This window comes from Streptomyces sp. NPDC028419, from assembly GCF_055565515.1.
On record NZ_JBVHUE010000005.1, the window covers coordinates 280273 to 301808 of the forward strand.

The 21536-nt window shown below is 75.9% G+C and carries 18 protein-coding genes; 9 read left to right on the top strand and 9 right to left on the bottom strand.

The window, feature by feature from the left end:
* The 3 genes from ACZ4UB_RS08895 to ACZ4UB_RS08905 are packed head-to-tail and all read right to left on the bottom strand — an operon-like array spanning window position 1 to window position 2350.
* Window positions 1-891, bottom strand: coding sequence for a 5-oxoprolinase subunit C family protein (locus tag ACZ4UB_RS08895; protein ID WP_468069222.1), 891 nt, complete (start codon window positions 889-891; stop codon window positions 1-3).
* Entirely contained in the window at window positions 888-1550 is a 663-nt protein-coding gene (locus ACZ4UB_RS08900; protein ID WP_468069223.1) for a 5-oxoprolinase subunit B family protein, read from the bottom strand. The genes ACZ4UB_RS08895 and ACZ4UB_RS08900 overlap by 4 nt, the downstream gene beginning before the upstream one ends.
* Complete coding sequence (locus ACZ4UB_RS08905) at window positions 1547-2350, bottom strand: LamB/YcsF family protein (protein WP_468069257.1); 804 nt, start codon at window positions 2348-2350, stop codon at window positions 1547-1549. The genes ACZ4UB_RS08900 and ACZ4UB_RS08905 overlap by 4 nt, the downstream gene beginning before the upstream one ends.
* A gap of 99 nt (window positions 2351-2449) precedes the next feature.
* On the opposite strand from ACZ4UB_RS08905, the gene ACZ4UB_RS08910 reads away from it, so the two are divergent.
* From ACZ4UB_RS08910 to ACZ4UB_RS08925, 4 genes are all read left to right on the top strand, one after another.
* Entirely contained in the window at window positions 2450-3988 is a 1539-nt protein-coding gene (locus ACZ4UB_RS08910; RefSeq protein ID WP_468069225.1) for a hypothetical protein, read from the top strand.
* Window positions 3985-4224, top strand: coding sequence for a hypothetical protein (locus ACZ4UB_RS08915; protein WP_468069226.1), 240 nt, complete (start codon window positions 3985-3987; stop codon window positions 4222-4224). The genes ACZ4UB_RS08910 and ACZ4UB_RS08915 overlap by 4 nt, the downstream gene beginning before the upstream one ends.
* The gene (locus tag ACZ4UB_RS08920; protein ID WP_468069228.1) at window positions 4221-5159 is read left to right on the top strand and encodes a hypothetical protein; all 939 of its coding nucleotides are present in this window, start codon (window positions 4221-4223) and stop codon (window positions 5157-5159) included. The genes ACZ4UB_RS08915 and ACZ4UB_RS08920 overlap by 4 nt, the downstream gene beginning before the upstream one ends.
* A gap of 63 nt (window positions 5160-5222) precedes the next feature.
* Complete coding sequence (locus ACZ4UB_RS08925) at window positions 5223-9818, top strand: hypothetical protein (protein ID WP_468069229.1); 4596 nt, start codon at window positions 5223-5225, stop codon at window positions 9816-9818.
* An 85-nt stretch (window positions 9819-9903) separates the two neighbouring features.
* On the opposite strand, the gene ACZ4UB_RS08930 is transcribed toward ACZ4UB_RS08925, so the two are convergent.
* Entirely contained in the window at window positions 9904-10332 is a 429-nt protein-coding gene (locus ACZ4UB_RS08930) for a hypothetical protein (protein WP_468069230.1), read from the bottom strand.
* A gap of 403 nt (window positions 10333-10735) precedes the next feature.
* Here ACZ4UB_RS08930 and ACZ4UB_RS08935 point away from each other — a divergent pair, with 403 nt between their 5' ends.
* Genes ACZ4UB_RS08935 through ACZ4UB_RS08950 form a run of 4 tightly spaced genes read left to right on the top strand, consistent with a single transcriptional unit; the run spans window position 10736 to window position 15116 of the window.
* Complete coding sequence (locus ACZ4UB_RS08935; RefSeq protein ID WP_468069232.1) at window positions 10736-13612, top strand: nitrate- and nitrite sensing domain-containing protein; 2877 nt, start codon at window positions 10736-10738, stop codon at window positions 13610-13612.
* The gene (locus ACZ4UB_RS08940; protein ID WP_354381594.1) at window positions 13609-14049 is read left to right on the top strand and encodes a roadblock/LC7 domain-containing protein; all 441 of its coding nucleotides are present in this window, start codon (window positions 13609-13611) and stop codon (window positions 14047-14049) included. The genes ACZ4UB_RS08935 and ACZ4UB_RS08940 overlap by 4 nt, the downstream gene beginning before the upstream one ends.
* A 10-nt stretch (window positions 14050-14059) precedes the next feature.
* Entirely contained in the window at window positions 14060-14515 is a 456-nt protein-coding gene (locus ACZ4UB_RS08945) for a DUF742 domain-containing protein (protein WP_354381595.1), read from the top strand.
* Window positions 14496-15116: a GTP-binding protein gene (locus ACZ4UB_RS08950; protein WP_468069233.1), complete on the top strand. Its 621-nt coding sequence runs from the start codon at window positions 14496-14498 to the stop codon at window positions 15114-15116. The genes ACZ4UB_RS08945 and ACZ4UB_RS08950 overlap by 20 nt, the downstream gene beginning before the upstream one ends.
* Window positions 15117-15323: 207 nt before the next feature.
* Here the strand turns inward: ACZ4UB_RS08950 and ACZ4UB_RS08955 are convergent, their stop codons facing one another.
* From ACZ4UB_RS08955 to ACZ4UB_RS08970, 4 genes are all read right to left on the bottom strand, one after another.
* Window positions 15324-16523: a lipid-transfer protein gene (locus ACZ4UB_RS08955; protein WP_468069234.1), complete on the bottom strand. Its 1200-nt coding sequence runs from the start codon at window positions 16521-16523 to the stop codon at window positions 15324-15326.
* A complete protein-coding gene (locus tag ACZ4UB_RS08960; protein WP_468069235.1) occupies window positions 16520-17032 on the bottom strand; it encodes a Zn-ribbon domain-containing OB-fold protein in 513 nt (170 codons plus the stop codon). The genes ACZ4UB_RS08955 and ACZ4UB_RS08960 overlap by 4 nt, the downstream gene beginning before the upstream one ends.
* 97 nt (window positions 17033-17129) lie before the next feature.
* On the bottom strand, window positions 17130-17468 hold the full coding sequence (locus ACZ4UB_RS08965; RefSeq protein ID WP_468069236.1) for an Mpo1-like protein: 339 nt from the start codon (window positions 17466-17468) through the stop codon (window positions 17130-17132).
* 13 nt (window positions 17469-17481) lie between these two features.
* Window positions 17482-18180 carry a M15 family metallopeptidase gene (locus ACZ4UB_RS08970; protein ID WP_468069237.1) on the bottom strand — a complete coding sequence of 233 codons (699 nt, stop codon included), beginning with the start codon at window positions 18178-18180 and terminating at the stop codon, window positions 17482-17484.
* 23 nt (window positions 18181-18203) lie between these two features.
* On the opposite strand from ACZ4UB_RS08970, the gene ACZ4UB_RS08975 reads away from it, so the two are divergent.
* The gene (locus tag ACZ4UB_RS08975) at window positions 18204-18713 is read left to right on the top strand and encodes an NUDIX domain-containing protein (protein WP_468069238.1); all 510 of its coding nucleotides are present in this window, start codon (window positions 18204-18206) and stop codon (window positions 18711-18713) included.
* A gap of 304 nt (window positions 18714-19017) precedes the next feature.
* Here the strand turns inward: ACZ4UB_RS08975 and ACZ4UB_RS08980 are convergent, their stop codons facing one another.
* On the bottom strand, window positions 19018-21420 hold the full coding sequence (locus ACZ4UB_RS08980; protein WP_468069239.1) for a glycoside hydrolase family 31 protein: 2403 nt from the start codon (window positions 21418-21420) through the stop codon (window positions 19018-19020).
* Window positions 21421-21536: the final 116 nt, after the last annotated feature.

Consider the following 21536-nt stretch of genomic DNA (forward strand, 5'->3'; position numbering starts at 1 on the left):
TCAGCCCGTCGTGACGAAACGCACCGGGGTCCCCGGCCGCGCCTGGGCGGCGCGGTGGAGCGCCGCGGCCGCGACCACCCCCAGCACCGGATAGCCCCCGGTGACCGGGTGGTCGGCCAGGAACACCACGGGCAGCCCGTCCGGCGGCACCTGCACCGCCCCCAGGACCATGCCCTCGCTGGGCAGCTCCCCGCCGCGGGCGCGCACCAGCGGCGGCCCGCCCTCGGTGCGCAGGCCGATCCGGTTGCCCGCCGAGGAGACCCGGTAGCGCGCCCTCCCCAGGGCGGCGACGGACGCGGCCGTGAACCAGTCGTGCCGGGGGCCGAGGAGCACCGGAAGGACCAGCTCCGCCGGCGGCGCGGGCAGCCGCAGGACGTCCGCCCCCACGACCGGCCCCGCGGGCGCCCCCACCGGCAGGACCGTGCCCGCCGTCAGGACCGGCGGCCCGAGACCCGACAACAGGTCCGTCGAGCGGCTGCCCAGGACCGGGGGCACCGCGAACCCGCCGCGCACGGCGACGTAGCTGCGCACACCGCCGAGCGCGGGGCCGACCTCCAGCACCGCGCCGGCGGCGAGCCGCACCGGCGCGCTCCAGGCCGCCGGACGACCCGCCGCCCGTACGGCACAGGGCGCCCCCGTGACCGCCACCGTGACCGGCGCCAGGGCGCGCAGAGCGACCCCGTCCAGGGTGGTCTCCAAGGTCGCCGCGTCGGCGGGGTTGCCCAGGAGGCGGTTGGCGAGGGCGTGCGCGGGCGCGTCCAGCGCGCCGGAGCGCGGCACGCCGAGGTGCGCGTACCCGGGCCGGCCGAGGTCCTGCAGGGTGGTCAGCGCCCCGGCCCGCACCACTTCGAGGCGCGCGTCCCCGCCGCCGCGGCCCTGCGCGCGCGTCACGCGGCCGCCGCCACGAAACGGACCCGCACGCCGGGCGCGAAGAGCGCGGCCGGTTCGCGCGCCGGGTCCCACAGCACCGCGTCCGTGGAACCGATCAGCTGCCAGCCGCCCGGGGAGGAGCGCGGGTACACCCCCGCGTACTCGCCCGCCAGAGCGAGCGAGCCCGCCGGCACGGACGTCCGCGGGCTGGCCCGGCGGGGCGGCCGGAAGCGCTCCGGGAGCCCGGTGAGGTAGCCGAAGCCCGGCGCGAAACCGCAGAAGGCCACCCGGAACTCCGTCCCGCCGACGATCGCCGGCACCCGGGCGGGCGGTACGTCCCACAGCGCGGCCACCTCGGCCAGGTCCGGCCCGTCGTAGCGCACCGCCACCCGCACCAGCGGCCCCTCGGCCGGCGCGAGCGCCGGCACCCGCCAGCCGCCGATCCGGGCGGCGAGCGCGCCGGGCTCCCGCACCCCGTCGAGCAGCACGGTCCGCGCGGCCGGCACGATCTCCCGCACGCCGCCCAACTCGCCCGCGTCGCGGCGCCGCACCAGCTCCGCGTGCAGCGCGGCCACCCCGGCCGCCGAATCCACCTCGCAGAGCAAGGCCTCCCGCCCCACCCGCAGCACGCGCGTGGCGGGGGCGGGGCCACCCGTACCGGTACCCGTGCCCGTGCTCACGCGAAGGACTCCACGCGGACCCCGGCGCCGCCCAGGGCCTCCCGCACCCGCGCGGCCAGGGCCGCCGCGCCCGGGGTGTCGCCGTGCAGGCACAGCGAGCGGGCCGGGACCGCGACCGGGGACCCGTCCACGGCCGTCGCGGCGCCCCCGGTCGCCACCGCCAGGGCCTGTGCCACCACCGCTTCGGCGCTCGCCAGTACCGCCCCCGGCCGGTCGCGCGGCACCAGGGTCCCGCCCGGGGCGTACGCGCGGTCCGCGAAGGCCTCCGGGACGGCGACCAGGCCCGCCTCCGCGGCGGCCGCCAGCAGCAGCGAGCCGGGCAGACCGAGCACCGGCAGCGGCCCGCCCGGACCCGTCGCCAGACGCACGCCCTCGACCACCGCGGCCGCCTGCGCCGCGTCGTGCACCGTCCGGTTGTAGAGGGCGCCGTGCGGCTTCACGTACGAGACCCGCGACCCCGCCGCCCGCGCGAACACCTCCAGCGCCCCGATCTGATAGGCCACCTCGGCGGCCAGCTCGGCCGGCGGCACCTCCATCGCCCGCCGGCCGAAGCCCGCCAGATCGCGGTAGGACACCTGCGCCCCGATCCGCACGCCCCGCTCCGCGGCCAGCTCGCAGACCCGCCGCATGATGGACGGGTCCCCGGCGTGGAAGCCGCAGGCCACGTTGGCGCTCGTCACCACCGACAGCAGCGCCTCGTCGTCGGTGAGCGTCCAGCGGCCGAATCCCTCGCCCAGGTCGGCGTTGAGGTCGATGACGGGTCCGGCGGCGTCCGGCACGGGTCCGGCGGATGTGATCATGGATGCCATGCGGCGAGCGTAGAACAGCGACGGGTCGGCGGGCGCGGTCCCGGCGGCCGCGGCCCCGGTGGACGATCCGGCCGAACCATGCCGTTTGGGATGTTGTCCGGGTCAGCGCCTAGTCTTTCCGTCGTGACTTTCCCCGCCCCGGCCAAGACCCACCCCTCCCCGGCGCCGGGCCCGGCCGCCGACGAGGGCCTGGCCAGGCGCCTGCGCGCACTCGCCTGCACCGCGCCGCTGCACGACCTCGACGTGCGCAAGGCCAATCTCGCCGGCGAGTACGGCGGCTACGCCATGGCCGAGGTCGCGCTCGCCGCGATCGACCTGGTCACGCTCAACATGGACTTCGACACCGGCGCGGACCACGAGCAGATAGTGGCCAGGCTGCTGCCCCGCGTCGCCGCCCAGGCCCCCGGCCGCCCGGCCAGCGAGCACGAGCGGGTGGCCCGCTGGGTCCTGGAGAACCTGATCAACGTCGGCAGCGTCGACCGAGGCTTCCGCGCGATCTACGGCACCTTCGGCCCCGACGGCGTCTACGTCCGCCGGGACTACGACTTCAAGCTCATCGAGGAGGTCCCGGGCTACGACGGCGCCGTCTACCTGCGCACCACCGACGAGGCCGTCAATGTCCTCGTCGGCGCCCTCGACACCGATGTCACCAGCGCCCAGATCGCCGCCGAGGTGAAGCTGGAGGTGCTCATCAGCCGGGGGCGCCTCGCCGACGCCCAACTCGCCGCCGAGCAGGCCCGCTACCGCACCGTGCAGTACGCCGAGACGCTGCGCCGGACCCTGGACGCGACCCGGCGCAACGTGCGCGCCGTGGACTGGCTCCAGGCCGTCCCGGACATGATCGCGGAGGCGCTGGACCACGTCGCCGACCGCTACCGGCACGAGAACGCGATCCTCACCAACATCCGCAAGGCCCGCGACGAGGCCGAGGAGCCCGAGAACAAGCGGCGCGCCGCCGAACTCGTCGACATCGTCAAGGACTGCATCCGCCGGCACACCCAGCTCCAGTCCCGCCTGCTCGACGCCGGCCCGCTCTTCCGCGCCGAACAGGACCGCCAGGCCTTCGCGGCCCCCGCGCCGCGCTCCGGCATCGACCTGTACGGGCAGCTCGTGGCCCCGCTGCTGCCGCTCGCGGTGTCGCGGGCCTGCCGGGTCACCGACGCCTTCTTCGCCGCCGGGGCCGGACTGCGCACCCCCGTCTCGGTCCGGGTCACCGACCTCGTGGAGATCCTGCTCACCCCGCCCGTCGAGCGCGAGCACCTCGGCGTGGAGATGCCCGAGCCGGACCTGATCGCCACCCCCGACGACAGCCGGTTCAGCGAGGAGCAACTGGCCGCCGCCATGCGCCTGCTGGACCTCCCGCACGACGCCCCGCGCCGCCTGTCCGGACTGCTCGCCGAGGCCCGCCGGCAGGATCCGGACCTGCCGTACCTGGTCGCGCTGCTCGCCGTGCACGCCGCGAGCCCGGCGGTGGGCACGGCGTACCGCCAGGGCGAGGAGCGGATGCTCTTCGCCGTGGACGACGGTACGGAGCTGGACGACCCGGAGTTCGGCGGCGCCGACCTCATCGTCGGCACGGCCCTCCTCGACGCGGCCGCCATGACCGCCGCCCGCGCGGAAGCCGCATGACCCCGCCCCGCGCCGACCCGGCACCGCGGTCGCACGGGGCGCTCGTCGGGCCCGCCCGACCGGTGGCTCCGGCCGCGCGGGCGCGCCGGACCGGCCACCGGCCCGGCGGGCCGGCCGGGGCCCCGACCGGAATCCGGCCGACCGCGCGCACCACCCCCACGCACACCATCCCCACCCGCCCCGCGAGCACCCGCCCCGCGAGCACCCGCACCGCCCCCGAGGAGACGTACCCGTGAGCGACCACCACGCCGAGCACCCCGCGTGGAGCGAGCCCGACGCGGCACCGGCGTCCGCACCGGCGTCCGCACCGGCGTCCGCACCGGCGTCCGCCCATGCCCAGGCCGCCGCCTCCGTCACGCCGGCCGACGCCGCCGACGCGGCCCGGCTCGTCGCCTTCGGGCTCCAGCCCAAGCTGCTGCCCGCCCGCGACGCCGAATACGCCGAGCTGCTGCGCCGCTACCGCGAGGACCCCGCCTTCGGGCGGCTCGCCGACGCCGTCGCCACCGGCCTCGGGCTGGTCGTCCTGGAGGTCTCCACCCGGGCCGGGATGGCCGTCGCCGCCGGCGAGGACTCCGTCTTCGCCGTCCGCATGGGCGACTACGCCCGCCGCGCCACCGCCGACTCCGCGGACCGGTTCCTGCACGGACTGGCCCACCTCGCCGTCGCCGCCCTCGCCTTCCCCCGCCCCGAGGACCTCGCCGACGACGGCTACATCGGCCGGATCACGGTCAACGGCGTCGACGCCTTCGTCCGCCAGACCTGCCGCCGCCTGGAGGAGTGCGCCGAGGAGCACGGCGAGAACACCGACCCGGCCACCGACGCCCCCGGCCTGGAGGCCGCCTGGCGGGTCTACTCCCGGCGCAGCGCCACCGGAGCCACCAAGGACGCCCGCCGCCTCGCCGGCTCCACCACCGGCATCGTCGGCAAGGCCGCAGCCTTCCTCACCGATTCCGGTTTCCTCCAGCGCACCGGGGACGACGCCGGGGGGACCTACCGGACCACCCCGCGCTACCAGCTCCAGGTCCGCGACATGGCCGGCAGCGCCGCGATGGCCGAACTGCTCGAACTCGGCGTGGTCGCCGTCAGCGACGGCTCCGCCACCCTGCTGCCGCCCCCCGAGGGCGACGACCTCGAACTCGCCGCCGACGCGGGCCTGCCCTTCCACACCTGAGCCCCGCCCGGCCGCCCCCGCCGCCACCTGCCCCCCCGTACCGAGCCACCACGAGAGTCCGCCATGTACGAGCTGTCCCGGATCCGCCTCTACTCCATCGGACCCGCCGGTGCGCGCTACGCCGACACCGTGCTCGACCTGCGCGGAGTCGGCGAGCCGGTGCCCCACCCGGCGCCCACCCAGGCGGAGTTCTTCGCGGAGGAGCCGACGGGCCCGCCGCGGCGCCCCGCGCCCGCCGGGGTGCTGTTCCTGGAGAACGGCGGCGGCAAGTCCGTCCTGCTCAAGCTGATCTTCTCGGTGATGCTGCCCGGTCACCGCAACACCCTCGGCGGCGCCAGCTCCGGCGTCCTGCGCAAGTTCCTGCTCGCCGACGACTGCGGCCACGTCGCCCTGGAGTGGCAGCACACCCGCACCGGCGAGTGCGTGGTCGTCGGCAAGGTCAGCGAATGGCGCGGGCGCCAGGTGTCGAACGACCCGCGCAAGTTCGCCGAGGCCTGGTACTCCTTCCGCCCCGGCCCCGGCCTGAGCCTGGACAACCTCCCGGTCGCCGAATCGACCGCCGTGCGCCCCGCCGTCGAAGGCGTCTCGGGCGCACAGGGCCGGCGCCGCACCATGAAGGGCTTCCGCGACGCGATCACGGAAGCGGGCAAGGCGTACCCGCACCTGGAGGTCTCCTGGGAGGAGATCCACGACCGCTGGAACGAACACCTCACCGACCTCGGCCTCGACCCCGAACTCTTCCGCTACCAGCGCGAGATGAACGCCGACGAGGGCGAGGCCGCCGGCCTCTTCGCGGTCAAGAAGGACTCCGACTTCACCGACCTGCTGCTGCGCGCCGTCACCGACACCCGCGACACGGACGGCCTCGCCGACCTCGTCCACGGCTTCGGCAACAAGCTCGGCCGCCGCGCCGAGCTCATGGCCGAACGGGACTTCACCGCGGGCTCGGTGGACCTCCTCGGCCGGATCGTGGAGGCCGCCGAAGCGCGCTCCCGCGCCCGCGACGTCCACGCGGGCGCGGAACGCCGTACGCGCACCCTGGCCCGGCGGCTGTCCGCCCGCGCCACCGAGGAGCGCGGCCGCGCCGCCGACCTCGCCCAGCGGGTCACCGACGCCGCCCACCAGGTCACCGCCGCCGAAGCCGCCCGCGACCGCAGCGCCGCCGTCTCCGCCGAACTCGCCTACCGGCACGCCTCGCTGGCGCTCGCCGTCGCCGACAAGGCCGCCACCGCCCAGCGCCGCGAGCTCCTCGAAGCCCGCACCCTGCACGCCGCCTGGCAGGCCGCCGAGTCCGTCCTGCGCCACCGCGCCGCCGCCGACCGCTCCGCGCGCGTCGCCGCCGCCATCCTCGAAGCCGAACGGGACGCCGCCCCGGCCCTCGCCGCCCGCGCCACCGCCGCCGCCGCGCTCGTCCGGGCCCTGCACACGGCCGCCGAAGCGGGCGAGGAGGTCGCCAACGAGGGCGAGGAACGCAGCGCCGCCCTCCAGGAGCTGGGGGAGAGCGCCCACCGCGACGCGACCGCCGCCGCCACCGCCGCCCAGCGCGCCCGCAGCGAGGCCGAACACCTGCGCGCCCGGCTCGCCGAGGTCGAGCAGGAGACCGCCGAAGCCGTCCGCGCGGGCTGGCTCGACGACTCCGCCCCCGACGCCGACCCGGCCCGCGCCGCCCTGGCCGCCAGCGACGCGGAGAAGGGCGCCGTGGCCGCCTGGGACGAGGCCCGCGAGGTGGCCCGCGCCGCCGCCGACACCGCCCGCGAGGCGGCCGCGGCGCAGTCCCGCGCCGAACTGACCGCCGCCCGGGCCGCCGACGCGGCCGACGCCGCCGAGGCCGCCCACGAAGCGGAGCACCGCGCCGCCGCTTCCCTCGCGGCCGCCCCGCGCCTCGCCGACCTGCTGGGCCTCCCGGCCGCCGGGGAGAGCGCCGACGGCGCCGTCCCCGGCCTCACCCCCGAGGACCTCGACCGCGGCGCCGACGAACTGCGCGAGTTGCTCGACACGGGCGTGGCGACCGCCGAGCGCCAGCTCTTCGACCTGCGCACCGCCGCCGCCGACGACGCCCGCATCCTCGGCGCCCTCGGCGACGGCGGCCTGCTGCCGCCCGGCCCCGACGTCCTGGCCACCGTCGAGTACCTCGGCGAACACGGCATCCCGGCCCTGCCCGGCTGGCGCTACCTCGCCCAGGCCGTGGACCCGGCCGACCACGCGGCCGTCCTCGCCGCCCGCCCCGAACTCGTCGACGGCGTGGTCATCACCGACCCCGACACCCACTCCCGGGCCCGCGAGGTGCTCTCCGCCGCCGCGCTGCTGCCCCGCTCCGCCGTCGCCGTGGGCACCGCCGCCGCCCTGCTGGCGCCCGTACCGCCCGCCGGACCGGATGCCGACACCGGCGTGTTCCTCGTCCCGCCGAACCCGGCCATGCACGACGAGCACGCCGCCGACGAGGAGCGCCAGGCGCTGCGCGCCCGCGCCACCGCCCGCGACACCGAGATCCGGGAGCTGGCCGCCCGGCTCGGCGCGGACCGGGCGCTGGCCGCCCGCCTCGCCTCCTGGCGCACCGGCTGCCCGCCGGGACGCCTCGCCGAGCTGGCCGGACAGGCCGCCGCCGCCCGGTCGTTCGCCCAGGAAGCCGAAGCCGAACTCACCGAGGCCCGCACCGCGCGCGCCGAAGCCGACGAGAGCGCCGCCGACGCCGCCCGGATCCGCGAGGAGCGCCAGGACGCCGCCCAGCGCGCCCGCCGCGCCGCCGACGCCCTCGCCGGGCTCGCCTTCCGGCTGCGCGAACGGGCCGGCTGGCAGGTCCGGCTGCGCGAACTCGCCGACGAGGCCGCCGAGTCCGAGGCCCGCGCCGAGGCGTGCCTGGAGCGCGCCCGGTCCGCCGACGAGGACCGGCGCGCCGCCCAGCGCGCCGCCGACGACGCCCGCCGCACCGCCCGCGCGCTGCGCGCCGAGCGCGCCGAGATCGCCGGCGCCCCCGAGCACCTCCCCGAGGACGAGCAGGCGGCCAAGCTCCCGCTGCCGGACCTGCGCGAGGCCTACCGGGCCGCCTCGCGGCTGTACGAGAAGGTCGGCGTCGGCGCCGACCTGCGCGCCGAACAGGCCCGCGCCGAGAGCGACGAGAGCGCCGCACTCGCCGACATCGACCGCCTCACCAACAAGGTCCGCACCCGCGCCGCCCAGCTCCTCGAAGGCACCGACGGCTCCGACGGCCCCTCCCGCCAGGCGGCCGCCGCCCGCGCGGAATCGCTCGTCCAGATGCTGGAGTCCCGCGCCTCCACCGCCAGCGAGCAGCTCGGCCGGCTGCGCGGCGAAGCCGAACGGCACGCCCCCGCCGAGGGGACCGTGCACGCGGACCTCCCCGAGGAACTCGTCCCCGAGGACGTCGAGCGCGCCCAGGCCCTGCTGCGGACCGCCACCGCGCAGCTCGCCGCCCACAGCTCCGCCGTCGAGGCGGCCAAGGCCGCCCACGCCGACCTGCTGCGCTCGCACCGCGCGGCCGAGGACGGCGCGGGCGGCTTCGACGAGACCGCCGCCCTGCTACGGGACCTGATGCGCGACCCGAGCCCGCAGGAGGACGCCGACGAGCAGGGCTCCGGTGCCTTCCGGGGGAGCCTGGAGGAGGCCCGGCAGAGCGCCGCGGAGGCCCGCCGCTCCCTGCGCGGCTTCGCGGGCGACCTCTCGGCCGCCGAAGCCGCGGTCCGCGAGGCGAGCGACGTCCTGGTACGGCACGCCAACGCCACCCGCTACGAGGCCGTACGCACCCCCGCGCGCCAGCAGATCCGCGAACTCCCGGCCGCTTCGCTGCCCGAGCACGCGGCCTCCTGGGCCACGGCCTTCGCCCCGCGCCTGCGCGTCCTGACGGACGAGCTGGAGCAGCTCGAACGCAACCGTGACAGCATCGTCGACCGGCTGCGCGGGCTGGTCGAATCCGCCCTGGCCACCCTGCGCTCGGCCCAGCGGCTCTCCCAGCTCCCCGAGGGCCTGGGGGAGTGGTCGGGCCAGGAGTTCCTGCGCATCCGCTTCGAGGAGCCCGACCAGGCCACCCTCGCGGAGCGCCTCGGCGAGGTCATCGACGAGGCCACCCGCGCGGCGGTGAAGAAGAACAGCGCCGCGTCCTTCGGCGAGGGCCGTCGCGACGGCATGTCCCTGCTGCTGCGCGGGGTGCAGGCCGCGCTCGAACCCAAGGGCATCGCGGTGGAGATCCTCAAGCCCGACGCCGTGCTGCGCGCCGAGCGCGTGCCGGTCGGCCAGATGGGCGACGTCTTCTCCGGTGGCCAGCTGCTCACCGCCGCGATCGCGCTCTACTGCACGATGGCGGCCCTGCGCAGCAACGACCGCGGCCGGGACAAGCAGCGCCACGCCGGCACCTTGTTCCTCGACAACCCCATCGGCCGCGCGAACGCGACGTACCTGCTGGAACTCCAGCGGGCGGTGTCGGACGCCCTCGGGGTCCAGCTGCTGTACACGACGGGCCTGTTCGACACCACGGCCCTGGCGGAGTTCCCGCTGGTGATCCGGCTGCGCAACGACGCGGACCTGCGGGCCGGGCTGAAGTACATCAGCGTCGAGGAACACCTGCGCCCCGGTCTGCCCCAGCAGCGCCCGGAGGGCGAGGCGATCCACGGGGAGATCACGGCGACCCGGATGTACCGCCGCGGCTGACCCCGCCCCCGGTCCGGACCCTCACCGAAGGGTCCGGACCGCCGGTCCGCCGGTCGACATGTGCCGCCGGTCAACGCGCCACCCGTCAGCGCATGCCGCCCGAGGCGACCGGTATGTGCCCGGACCGGGCCGCGCGTCGGGCGCGCCGCCTGTCCCGGCGCAGCTCCCGCGCCGTACTGCTCGGCACCGACACCACGCCGTACCGCTGGTTCCAGGTCTGCCGGGTGATCCAGACGTCCAGCACCCCCCAGGTGGCCACCACGGTCCCGGCTATCGCGCCGAGCGCCATCGGGAAGGCCAGCCAGGACCCGGCCACGGCCAGCAGGAACGCGACCGTGGCCTGCGTCAACACCACGGAGACGATCAACACCGCCCGCACGGCGGCCTTCCGCACCGGATCGGGCATCCTGCGCCGTCGCGCCGCTTCCTCCACCCACAGGGGGCGGCTCCGGCCGACCGCCGCGCTCCCTCGCCGACCCGGCCGGTCCTCGTTCTCGTACACACCACTGCCCATGCTCCGCTACTCCCCACCAGACGGCTCCCCATGCCGCCTCGAACAGATAGACGCTCGAAGGAGGGCGGAGATTCCCGGATCGGTACGATTTCACTGGCCATTGCGCCGCCCACCCACTCCGGAAGAAAGAATTCCAGCCATCCCTGTGAAGACGGGATCTGACGCACCACCAGGTGTCATGTGCCACATATCGGGCCGCTCCCGACCGGAACTATCGGACAACTCGTGATCTTCGCCCGGCAGTCCGGCCGAAAACGTCCGGACACGCCTTCGAGGCCGCCCCTCGGCAGTAGTAGGCTCACGCCGTTTAATTGACGGAACACCGACCCCCGACAGCGGGGTTCAGCTGGGGGAGGCTGGGGAGGCCATGCGCTTTCGCGGGAAATCCATCCGCCGGAAGATCGTGGCGTTGCTCCTCGTGCCGCTCGTCTCCCTCACCGCCCTCTGGGGCTTCTCGACCGTCATCACCGGGCGGCAGGCGGTCGAACTGCTCGACGTCGCCTACGTGATCGACAAGGTCGGCTACCCCATCGAGGACGTCGTCCGGGTCCTCCAGAAGGAACGCCGCCAGACCCTCGTGGTCCTCGGCGACCCGCGCTCGGCCGCCGCCACCGCCGAACTCGCCCAGCGCCGCGCCGCCACCGACGCCATGGTCACGGACATCACCCGCAACGCCACCGACCCGGAGGTCGTCGAGGAGCTCAGCCCCGCCGCCGCCCGGCGGCTGCGCTCGATCCTCGACGCCTTCCGCGGCATCGGCGCCCTGCGCCACTCCGTCGACCAGACCACCCTCGACCCGGCCCAGGCGCTGGATCTGTACAGCCGGCTCGTCGACCCCTGCTACGACTTCCTCGTCAACCTGCACGCCCTGGAGAACGTGGAGATGGACAAGGAGGGGCGGGCCCTGGTCGGCATCACCCGGGCCCGCGAGACGCTGTCCCGCCAGGACGCGGTCATCGCCGCGGCGCTGGCCGCGCGCAACGTCAGCGCCAAGGACACCCGCGCCGTCTCCGACCTCATGGCCAACCGCGCCCTGCTCTACGACACCAACCTCGCGATCCTCCCGGCCGACGACCGCGAGCTGTTCGAGCAGTTCTGGAGCGGCCCCGACACCAAGGCCCTGCGCGACGCCGAGGAACGCTTCGTGACCACGGGCGCGACCAAGAACCCGCGGATCACCGCCGCCCAGTGGGACGAGGCCGCGGGCAAGGTCCTCGGCGACCTCGCCACCATGGGCACCGACGCCGGCAACCGCTACCAGAAGCGCGTCGAGCCCGTGGCGATGGACGTGCTGGTCAAGGCCGCCGTCGCCGGCGTCCTCGGCTTCGTCGCCCTGATCGTCTCCCTGGTGCTGTCCGTGCGCATCGGCCGCGACCTGATCCGCGACCTCTCGCGGCTGCGGAAGGAGGCCCACGAGGTCTCCGGCGTACGGCTGCCCGGCGTGATGCGGCGCCTCGCCGCCGGCGAACACGTGGACGTGGACACCGAAGCACCCCGCCTGGAGTACGAGAAGGACGAGGTCGGCCAGGTCGGCATGGCCCTCAACTCGCTCCAGCGCGCGGCCGTCGAGGCCGCCGTCAAACAGGCCGAGCTGCGCCGCGGGGTCTCCGAGGTGTTCGTCAACCTCGCCCGCCGCAACCAGGTCCTGCTGCACCGCCAGCTCACCCTCCTCGACACCATGGAGCGCCGCACCGAGGACTCCGAGGAGCTGGCCGACCTCTTCCGCCTCGACCACATGACCACCCGCATGCGCCGCCACGCCGAGGGCCTGGTGATCCTCTCCGGCGCCGCGCCCTCCCGCCAATGGCGCAAGCCCGTCCAGCTGATGGACGTCGTGCGCGCCGCCGTCGCCGAGGTCGAGGACTACGAGCGCATCGAGGTCCGCAGGCTCCAACGGCTCGGCATCACCGGCCCCGCCGTGGCCGACGTCACCCACCTCATCGCCGAACTCCTGGAGAACGCCACGGTGTTCTCGCCCCCGCACACCGCGGTCCAGGTGTACGGCGAGCGCGTGGCCAACGGCTTCACCCTGGAGATCCACGACCGCGGCCTCGGCATGCACCCGGACGCCCTGCTCGACGCGAACCTCCGGCTCGCCGAGACGCCCGAGTTCGAGCTGTCCGACACCGATCGCCTCGGCCTCTTCGTCGTCAGCCGCCTCGCCCGGCGCCACGGCGTCAAGGTCTCCCTCCAGCCCAGCCCGTACGGCGGCACGACGGCGATCGTGTTCCTCCCGGTGGACCTGCTCACCGAGGCCCCCGAGACCAACGGCGGCGGCCTGCGCCTGGAGGGCGCGGACCGCCCCGCGGTCGGCCGCGGCCCCGCACCGCGCCCCCAGGGCATCGGCCCGGGCACCGGAGCCGGCCTCGGGATCGGCCACGGGAGCGGAAACGGTACGCCGCCCAGGCGCCCGGTGTCCGCCGCCCTCCTGGACGGCCCGGTCGAGCTGGAGGCGCCCCTCGACGTCCACGGCCTGGACGAGCTGACCGGTACCACCGGCCTCCCCGGCATCCCGGGCAGCGGCCGCGGCCACGGCACCGGCCCGGGCCACGGCCACGGAGGCACCAACGGCCGCGGCAAGGGGGCCGGCAAGGGCAAGGGCAACGCCGCCGCCAACGGGACGGGAGCGGTCCCCGGCGGCCCCGGCACCGCCCACCCGGCCATGGCCACCCTGGACGACGAGACCCCGCCGAACGGCACCCCGCGCAGCACCCTGCTGGGCCTGCGCCCGACCGACCGCGACCCCGGCCGCCAGCAGGCCCCCACCGGCCCCGTCCGCCTGGAGGGCGCCGGCCACCTGGACGCCGCCCTGCGCCCCGCGTCCGGCGCCGTACCGCTCCCGCGCCGCCACCGCGCCCCCACCCTGGTCGCCGAACACGGCCGCAGGGTGGACGGCTCGCGCACGGACGGCCCCCGCACGGACGGCCCCCGGGCCGCCGCTGTCCCGCCGTCCACGGCCGCCGAGCCCGCACCCGGGCCGCGCCACGGCGGGTCCGCGCCCACCCCCGCACCCGCGCCGACCGGCCCGGGCGGCCTGCCCCGCCGGGTCCGCCAGGCCAGCCTCGCGCCGCAGCTGAAGAACGCCCCGGCCGCCCCGCCCGCCGACGCCACCGCCGACCCGGTCGCCGACCGGGACGCGGAGACCGTACGCATCCGCATGTCCGCACTCCAGCGCGGCTGGACCGCAGCCCGTGACGAGCACGCAGAGCAGTCCGCGAGCGAGGCGGACGGCGCTGGCGGGACCCGTACCGAGCACGAGAACGAGGGGGACGGTCGATGACCGCACCGCAGACCACAGGCAACGACTCCCGGGGCCGCGGCCCCGGCCAGCTGAACTGGCTGCTCGACGAACTGGTCGACCGGGTGGCCAGCATCCGCAAGGCGGTCGTCCTCTCGGGCGACGGCCTGCCCACCGGCACCTCCAAGGACCTGACCCGCGAGGACAGCGAGCACCTGGCCGCCGTCGCCTCCGGTTTCCACAGCCTCGCCAAGGGCGTCGGCCGGCACTTCGAGTCCGGCCAGGTGCGCCAGACCGTGGTGGAGCTGGACGAGGCGTTCCTGTTCGTGATGGCCGCGGGCGACGGCAGCTGCCTCGCCGTGCTCTCCGACGCCGATTCGGACGTCGGGCAGGTCGCGTACGAGATGACCCTGATGGTCAAGCGCGTGGGCGTCCACCTGGCGACCGCACCGCGCACCGGGCTGCCAGCCGGAGGGTGAGCCGGACGGCATGAGGGAACCAGGCCACGAACCCGACCACCGCGCGCCCGCGTTCGACGCCGAGCCCGCTCACCCCGCCCATCCCGCCCACCAGGCCGCCTGGTTCGACGCCGACGCGGGCCCCGTGGTCCGTCCGTACGCGATGACCCGCGGCCGGACGCGCCACGCGGGCCAGCACCGGCTCGACCTGATCGCGCTCGTCGTCGCCGAAGCGGCGGCCGACGATCCGGTCTGGGACATGACCTTGTCCCCTGAACACGCCCACATCCTCGGGCTCTGCACGGAACGGCCCCAGTCGGTGGCCGAACTCGCGGCCGACCTCGACCTCGCGGTCGGCGTCGTCCGCGTCCTGATCGGCGACCTCGTCGACGACGAACTGGTCCACGTGACCCGACCGGTACCGCCCGCGGAACTTCCGGACGAGTCCATTCTGCGTGAGGTGATAGATGGCCTTCGGGCGCTCTAGCCGCACCGGTGCCCTGCACGCGGTGTCGCCGGTCGAACCGCTGACCTTGAAGATCCTGGTCGCGGGCGGCTTCGGGGTGGGCAAGACCACCCTGGTCAGCGCGGTCAGCGAGATCCGCCCGCTGCGCACCGAGGAGGTGCTCTCCGAGCCGGGCCGCACCGTGGACGACCTCGGGGGAGTGGAGGGCAAGAGCACCACCACCGTCGCGATGGACTTCGGCCGGATCACCCTGCGCGACGACCTGGTCCTCTACCTGTTCGGCACGCCCGGCCAGGACCGCTTCTGGTTCCTGTGGGACGAGCTGGCCACGGGCGCCCTGGGCGCGGTGGTCCTCGCCGACACCCGCCGGCTCGCGGACTGCTTCGCGGCCGTCGACTACTTCGAGCGGCGCGAGCTGCCCTTCGTGGTCGCGGTCAACTGCTTCGACGGGGCCGACCGGCACCCGGCGGTCACCGTACGGGAGGCGCTCGACCTCGACCCCGAGGTGCCGGTGCTGATCTGCGACGCGCGCGACCGGGAATCGGTCAAGGACGTGCTGGTCGGTGTGGTGGAACACGCCATGTCCCTGGCCCGCGCCCGCCGCAGCCCGACCCGGACCTGACGCGGGCCGGCGGGGGAGGCCGGCCGCCGGGGCCCCGCATGGAGGCGGCCCGTACCCCCGCCGACTGGGGTACGGACCGCGGCTCACATGGGGGGTGCGCCGGGCGGACCCGCTCGGGGCCCGCGACCGTGCAGGAAGTGTGAACCCGCCACCGTGGGTCGTCAAGCGTTCGCGCAACAGCCCCAGTTCACGGCCCGCACGGCCCCCTCACCGCACGGCGACGACCGCCGAGCCGTGCCCGAAGAGCCCCTGGTTCGCGGTGATCCCGGCCCGCGCGCCCGGGACCTGGCGCTCCCCGGCCGTACCGCGCAGCTGCCAGGTCACCTCGCACACCTGGGCTATCGCCTGGGCCGGCACCGCCTCCCCGAAGGAGGCCAGCCCGCCGCTCGGGTTCACCGGCACCCGCCCGCCGAGCGCGGTGGCGCCCTCCCGGACCAGCTTCGCCCCCTCGCCCTCCCCGCACAGGCCGATGTCCTCGTACCACTCCAACTCCAGGGCCGTGGACAGGTCGTAGACCTCGGCGAGCGAGAGGTCGTCGGGGCCGAGCCCCGCCTCCTCGTAGGCCGCCCGCGCGATCGAGGACCGGAAGGACCCCGCGTCCGCCGGGGTGGTGGTCCCCGCCACGGAATCGGTGGCGATGTCGGGCAGGTCGAGCACCGTCCGCGGATAGGTCGGCGTCACCGTCGACACCGCCCTGATCCGCACCGGATCACCGACCCCGCGCGCCCGCGCGAAGTCCATGCTGCTCAGCACCAGCGCCGCGCCCCCGTCGGAGGTCGCGCAGATGTCCAGCAGCCGCAACGGATCGGCCACGACCGCCGAGGCGGCGACCTCCTCCGGGGTGACGGCCTTGCGGTAGCGGGCGTTCGGATTGAGCAGCCCGGCCGCCGCGTTCTTCACCTTGACCAGCGCGAAGTCCTCGCCGGTGTCCCCGTAGAGGGCCATGCGCCGGCGCGCGTACAGGGCGAAGTACGCCGGGTTGGTGGCCCCCAGCACCCGGAAGCGCAGCCAGTCCGGATCGTCCGGCCGGTCCCCGCCGGCCGGGGCGAAGAAGCCCTTGGGCGCCGCGTCGGCCCCCACCACGAGCACCACGTCGGCCAGCCCCGCCAGGATCTGCGCCCGGGCCGCCCCGATCGCCTGCGCCCCGGAAGCGCACGCCGCGTACACGCTGGTGACCCGCGCGCCCTGCCAGCCGAGCGCCCGCGCGAAGGTCGCCCCGGCCACGTAACCGGGATACCCCGCGCGCACGGTGTCGGCGCCGACGATCGATCCGACGTCGCTCCAGTCGAGCCCGGCGTCGGCGAGCGCGGCGCGCGCCGCGATCCGCCCGTACTCGACGAAGCTGCGCCCCCACTTGCCCCACGGGTGCATCCCGGCCCCCAGGACCGCCACGTCACCGCCGCTCATGCCCGCACCCCACCGTCGTCGGAGCCGTCCCGGTCGCCGTCGTCCGCCGCCACCGGCCGGAAGTGCCAGGTGGTCCAGGTGGTGTCCGCGTCCTCGTTCAACACCCCCGGCACCACCTCGACCGCCATGCCCACGGCCAGATCGGCCACCGTCACCCCGGGCGCGGCCTGCCCGAGCACGACCATCCGCTCGGCCTCCAGCTCCACCGCGACCAGCGTGTACGGGGTCCAGGGCCGGTCCGGGTCGGACACGTACGGGGCGGGCGGCCGGTAGCGCCCGTCGGTGTAGGACCAGACCCGGCCGTGACGGGAGAGCGGTACCTCGGCCAGCTCGCCGCCGCCCGCGCAGCCGGGATTGCGGCAGAAGGCGTCCTCCCGCGGGAAGTAGACGGCGGAGCAGGCGGAGCACCGGGTCCCGAGCAGCCGGAAGTCGGCCCCGCCCCCCGTGCCCGCTCCCGTACCGGTGTCGGTGAACCACCCGCTCACGACGGGCGTGCGTGTCCGTTCCAAGACCCCTCCTGACAGCGACTCCCGAATCTGACGATACGTCAGGAGTCTGTCACGGCAGGCCCGTCCGGGTCACCGGTTGGCCGTCACCTGTTGGCGGTCACCTGTTGTCGGCCAGCCACTTCGCGGCGGTCTCCGCGAGCTCGGCGTCCCGTCCGGCCAGCATCGTCCGGATCATCTGGACGTCCCCGCGCAGCGACCACGCCGGGTGCCCGAAGCTCGCCGGATTGTTCTTCTCGATCAGGAAGTGCGCGGGCCACGCGGTCCCGTACCCGATCAGCGGCAGGGCGGCCAGATAGCGCGCCCGGCCCCGCCCGAGTCCGTAGACGGTCAGGGCGAGGCCGGTGAGCGTGCCGCCGAGGTGCAGCCAGCGGGTCGCGGCCCGCGCGTGCATGGCGACGTAGTAGGGCCAGAATTCCTCGTACGAATCGAACGTCATGCGGCGACGCTACTCAGCGGACCACCGAGCCGACAGAGACCGGGAAGTCGAAGTACGCGTCGGGGAAGGTTTCCGGCCGGAAGGTGAAGTGCCACCACTCCTCGGGCAGGTTCACGAACCCCTGCTCCCCGAGCACGTGCCGCAACAGCCGCCGGTTCTCCCGCGCCGCCCCGGCCACCTCCGGGCTGTCCGTGTGCGACAGCGGATCGAAGAAGTCGAAGGGCGTACCGAAATCCACCGGACGCCCCAGCGGCAGCCGCACCAGACCCACGTCGACCGTACTGCCCCGGCTGTGCCCGGACCGCGCCGCGATGTAGCCCTCCGGGATCAGCCGGTCCTTCGCCACCCGCGGGTAGTACGCCGCCTTCGTCCGCTGGTCCGCCGCGTCCCCGGCCCACCGGACGAACCGGTCCACCGCGCGCTGCGGCCGGTAGCAGTCGTACACCGTCAGCGCGTACCCGCGCACCGACACGGCGCGCTGCGCCCGGGCCAGCGCCTCGGCGGCGGGCCGTGAGAGCAGGCACACGGGCTCCTCGTACCCGTCGACCACCGCGCCCGTGAAGTTGTCCGCCCCCGCGTAGCGCATCTCCTGGCGGACCGTCGGGTCCACGGCGGCGAGGAGGACGAACCCGTCGGGTGCGGGGGCGCGCGCGGACCCCGGCACCGGCATCGCGAGCGACATGAGCAGGGAGGCAACAGCCAGCGTTCTCATGCCCCTTCGTCTACCATCGCGGGATGCCCGCGCCGCTGATGAACTCGCACTGTTCCGCCTGCGGATCTCCGTACCCCACCACCGACTGGCCCCGGACCTGCGCCGCCTGCGGAACAACCGCCTACCGCAACCCCACCCCCGTGGCGGTGGCCCTGCTCCCCGTCCAGGACGACGCGGGCGGCGGCCTCGTCGTCATCACCCGCACCATCGAACCGGCCCTGGGCGGCGTCGCCCTGCCCGGCGGCTTCATCGACCACGGCGAGGACTGGCGCGCCGCGGTGGTCCGCGAACTGCGCGAGGAGACCGGCATCCACGCCCCCGCCGCGGACGTGGCCCTCGCCGACGTCCACAGCTCCCCGGCGGGCCACCTGCTGATCTTCGGCCTCCTGCCCGCGCGCCCGACCGCCACCCTGCCCCCGCCCGCCCCCACGGACGAGACCACGGGCTGGCACGTCCTGCGCGCCCCCGCCGAACTGGCCTTCCCCCTCCACACCCAGGCGGTCGCCACCTGGTTCGCAACCCGCCCCACCTGACCCCCACCGAGGACAAACCCAGCCCTTCCGGGCAAACCAACCCCCGCCGGGCGAACCCAGCCCCGCCGGACAAACCCACCCCCGCCGAGGGCGAACCCAGCCCCGCCGGGCAAATCAAGCCCTGCCGGGCAAACCCAGCCCTGCCGAGGGCAAACCCAGCCCCGCCGGGCAAATCAAGCCCTGCCGGGCAAACCCAGCCCCGCTGAGCAAACCCACCCCCGCCGGGTAAATCCAGCCTCGCCGGCGTTTGAGGCGCGGGGTCCGGGGCGGAGCCCCGATCTCGAACCCGCACCCCCACACACCCTCAGAGCCCCCGCACGGTCACCCCCGTGACACGCTCACCCACCTCCGTCTCCACCACCACCTCCCCCCCGGCCCACCGCGAGGTGTACCGCTCCAAGGGCGCCGCCCCGAAGCCCGGCCCCGGGTCGCGGACCACCAGGCCGCCGCCCGTACGGCCGCGCGCCGGCGCCCACACCTCCAGCTCGACCCCGACCCCGTCCGCCGCCCGGACCGGGACCACCGCACCCGCCCGCGCCAGCACCGGGATCCGGCCCAGCGGCGCGTCAATGAGGACCTGGCCCGGCCCCTCGTACGCCACCCCCGTCACCGTGTCGTACCAGCGCCCCCGGGGCAGCCGGACCGCCCGCCGGTCCGCCCCGCACTCCAGCACCGGCGCCACCAACAGCGCGTCCCCCAGCAAGAAGGCGTCCTCACAGTCCCGCAACCCCCGCTCCTCCGGCGTCCCCCACCACAGCGGCCGCACGTACGGCGCCCCCGTCCGCTGCGCCAGGTGCGCCAAGGTGACGAAGTAGGGGCGCAGCCGCTCCCGCTCGGCCAGCACCGCCCGGGCGTGCTCCTCCACCTCGGCCCCGAACTCCCACGGCTCCCGCCGCCCCGCCCAGATCGCCGCGTGCGTGCGGAACAGCGGCAGGTACGCGCCGAGCTGCAACCACCGCAGGTACAGCTCCGGCGACGGCGAACCCCCGAACCCCCCGACGTCCGGCCCCGAATACGGCACCCCGCAGAGCCCCAGCCCCAGCACCAGCGCCAACGAGGCCCGCAGCCCCGGCCAGCTCGTCTCCACGTCACCGGACCACGTGCCGCCGTACCGCTGCATCCCCGCCCATCCCGACCGGGAGAACAGGAAGGGCCGCTCCTGCGGCCGCAGCCGCACCAGGCCCTCGTACCCGGCCCGCGCCATCCCGAGCGCGTACACGTTGTGCGCGGCCCGGTGGTCCCCGCCGGCCCCCTCCAGCGCGTGCCGAGCGGACCGCGGCAGCGTCGCGTCCCCGAAGGGAGCGAAGGACACCGGCTCGTTCATGTCGTGCCAGACACCGGCGAAGCCGTTCGCGAGCCGCTCCTCGTACAGCCCGCCCCACCACTGGCGCACCGCCGGATCGGTGAAGTCCGGATACGCGCAGCTCCCCGGCCACACCTCGCCGCGCACCTCCCGCCCGCCCGCGTCGCGTACGAACGCCCCCGCGTCCCCCACCGCGCCGCCGGCCTCGTACACCCCCTCGCCCGGGGCCGCCCGCACCGCCGGGTCCACGATCGACACCAGCCGCACCCCGCCCCGCGGCAGATCCCGCAACTCCCGCGCCAGCTCCGGCAGATCGGGGAACCGCCGCCGGTCCACGGTGAACACCCGGTGCCCGTCGTAGTGGTCGATGTCCAGGTGTACGGCCGCCAGCGCGATCCCCCGCGACACGTACCCCCGCACCACGCGGCGCACCTCCGCCGCACTCCCGAACCCCCACCGCGCGTGCTGGTAGCCCAGCGCCCACTCCGGCGGCACCGCGGCGGCCCCCGTCAGCCCCGACCAGCCCTGCAACACCCGGGCCGGCGTCCCCACCAGTACCCAGCAACGCAACGGCCCGCCGTCCATGCGCAGTTCGCTCACCCCCGGCCGGTCCGGACCCGACCCGGCGCCCTCCTCGCCCTCGCGCAGCGACACCCGCCCGTCCCAGCTGTCGTCGTAGAACACCAGGTGCGTCCCCGCGTCGGCGACGACCAGCTGCACCGGCATCGTGATGTACAGCGGATCGTCCCCCGGCCCGAAACCGCCCCGCGGATCGGTGTTCCAGAGCCGGTAGACCCCGTCCCGCAGCCGCGGCCCCGAGGCCCGGCCGCCCAACCCGAAGAACCGCGCGTCGGCCGGCACCTCGGAGCGCACGAGCCACCGTGCCCCCGCACCGCCGGCCGCGCCGCCGGTCGCCCCCGCGTCCTCCTCGGGCACCGGTCGGACCGGCTCCCACCAGCGGGGCGGCCGCTCCCGCCGCAGCACCGCACCGCCCGGCGTGCGCACCTCGACCTGCCCGTTGCGGGACACCGCCACCGTCACCCGCTCCGACACCACCCGCCAGCCACCCCCGGTGTCCGGCTCCAGCACCGCCCGCGGATCCGGCTGCGGCCCCCCGCCCAGCACCGCGCACGAGGGCGACGGCCCGGCCCCGTCCCAGCCCCAGAACACCGCACCCCCCTGCGTCACCCGGACCAGCAGCTCGGAGCGCGCGAAGCGCAGCACCCCGCCGCCCGGCCGGGGCTCCGTACCGATCAACGCCCCCGGCACCCGCGCCCGCTCCGCGCCCCGGCGCGGGAGCCCCACCGCGTCCGCGCGCCGGTGGCGCCAGGCCGAGCGCCAGGCGCGCCGACCGCGCGCCGTACCGATGTCCTTGACCGCACGCACCAGATCACGACCGTTCATGCCGCGCACTCTGCCACCGGCCCCGGGCCGAGCGGGCTCCGTTCAGCTGCCGTTCACCCTCGAACCGATCACACGGGGTGGCCGCCGACGGCTCTGGTGCGGATGTCGATCACATG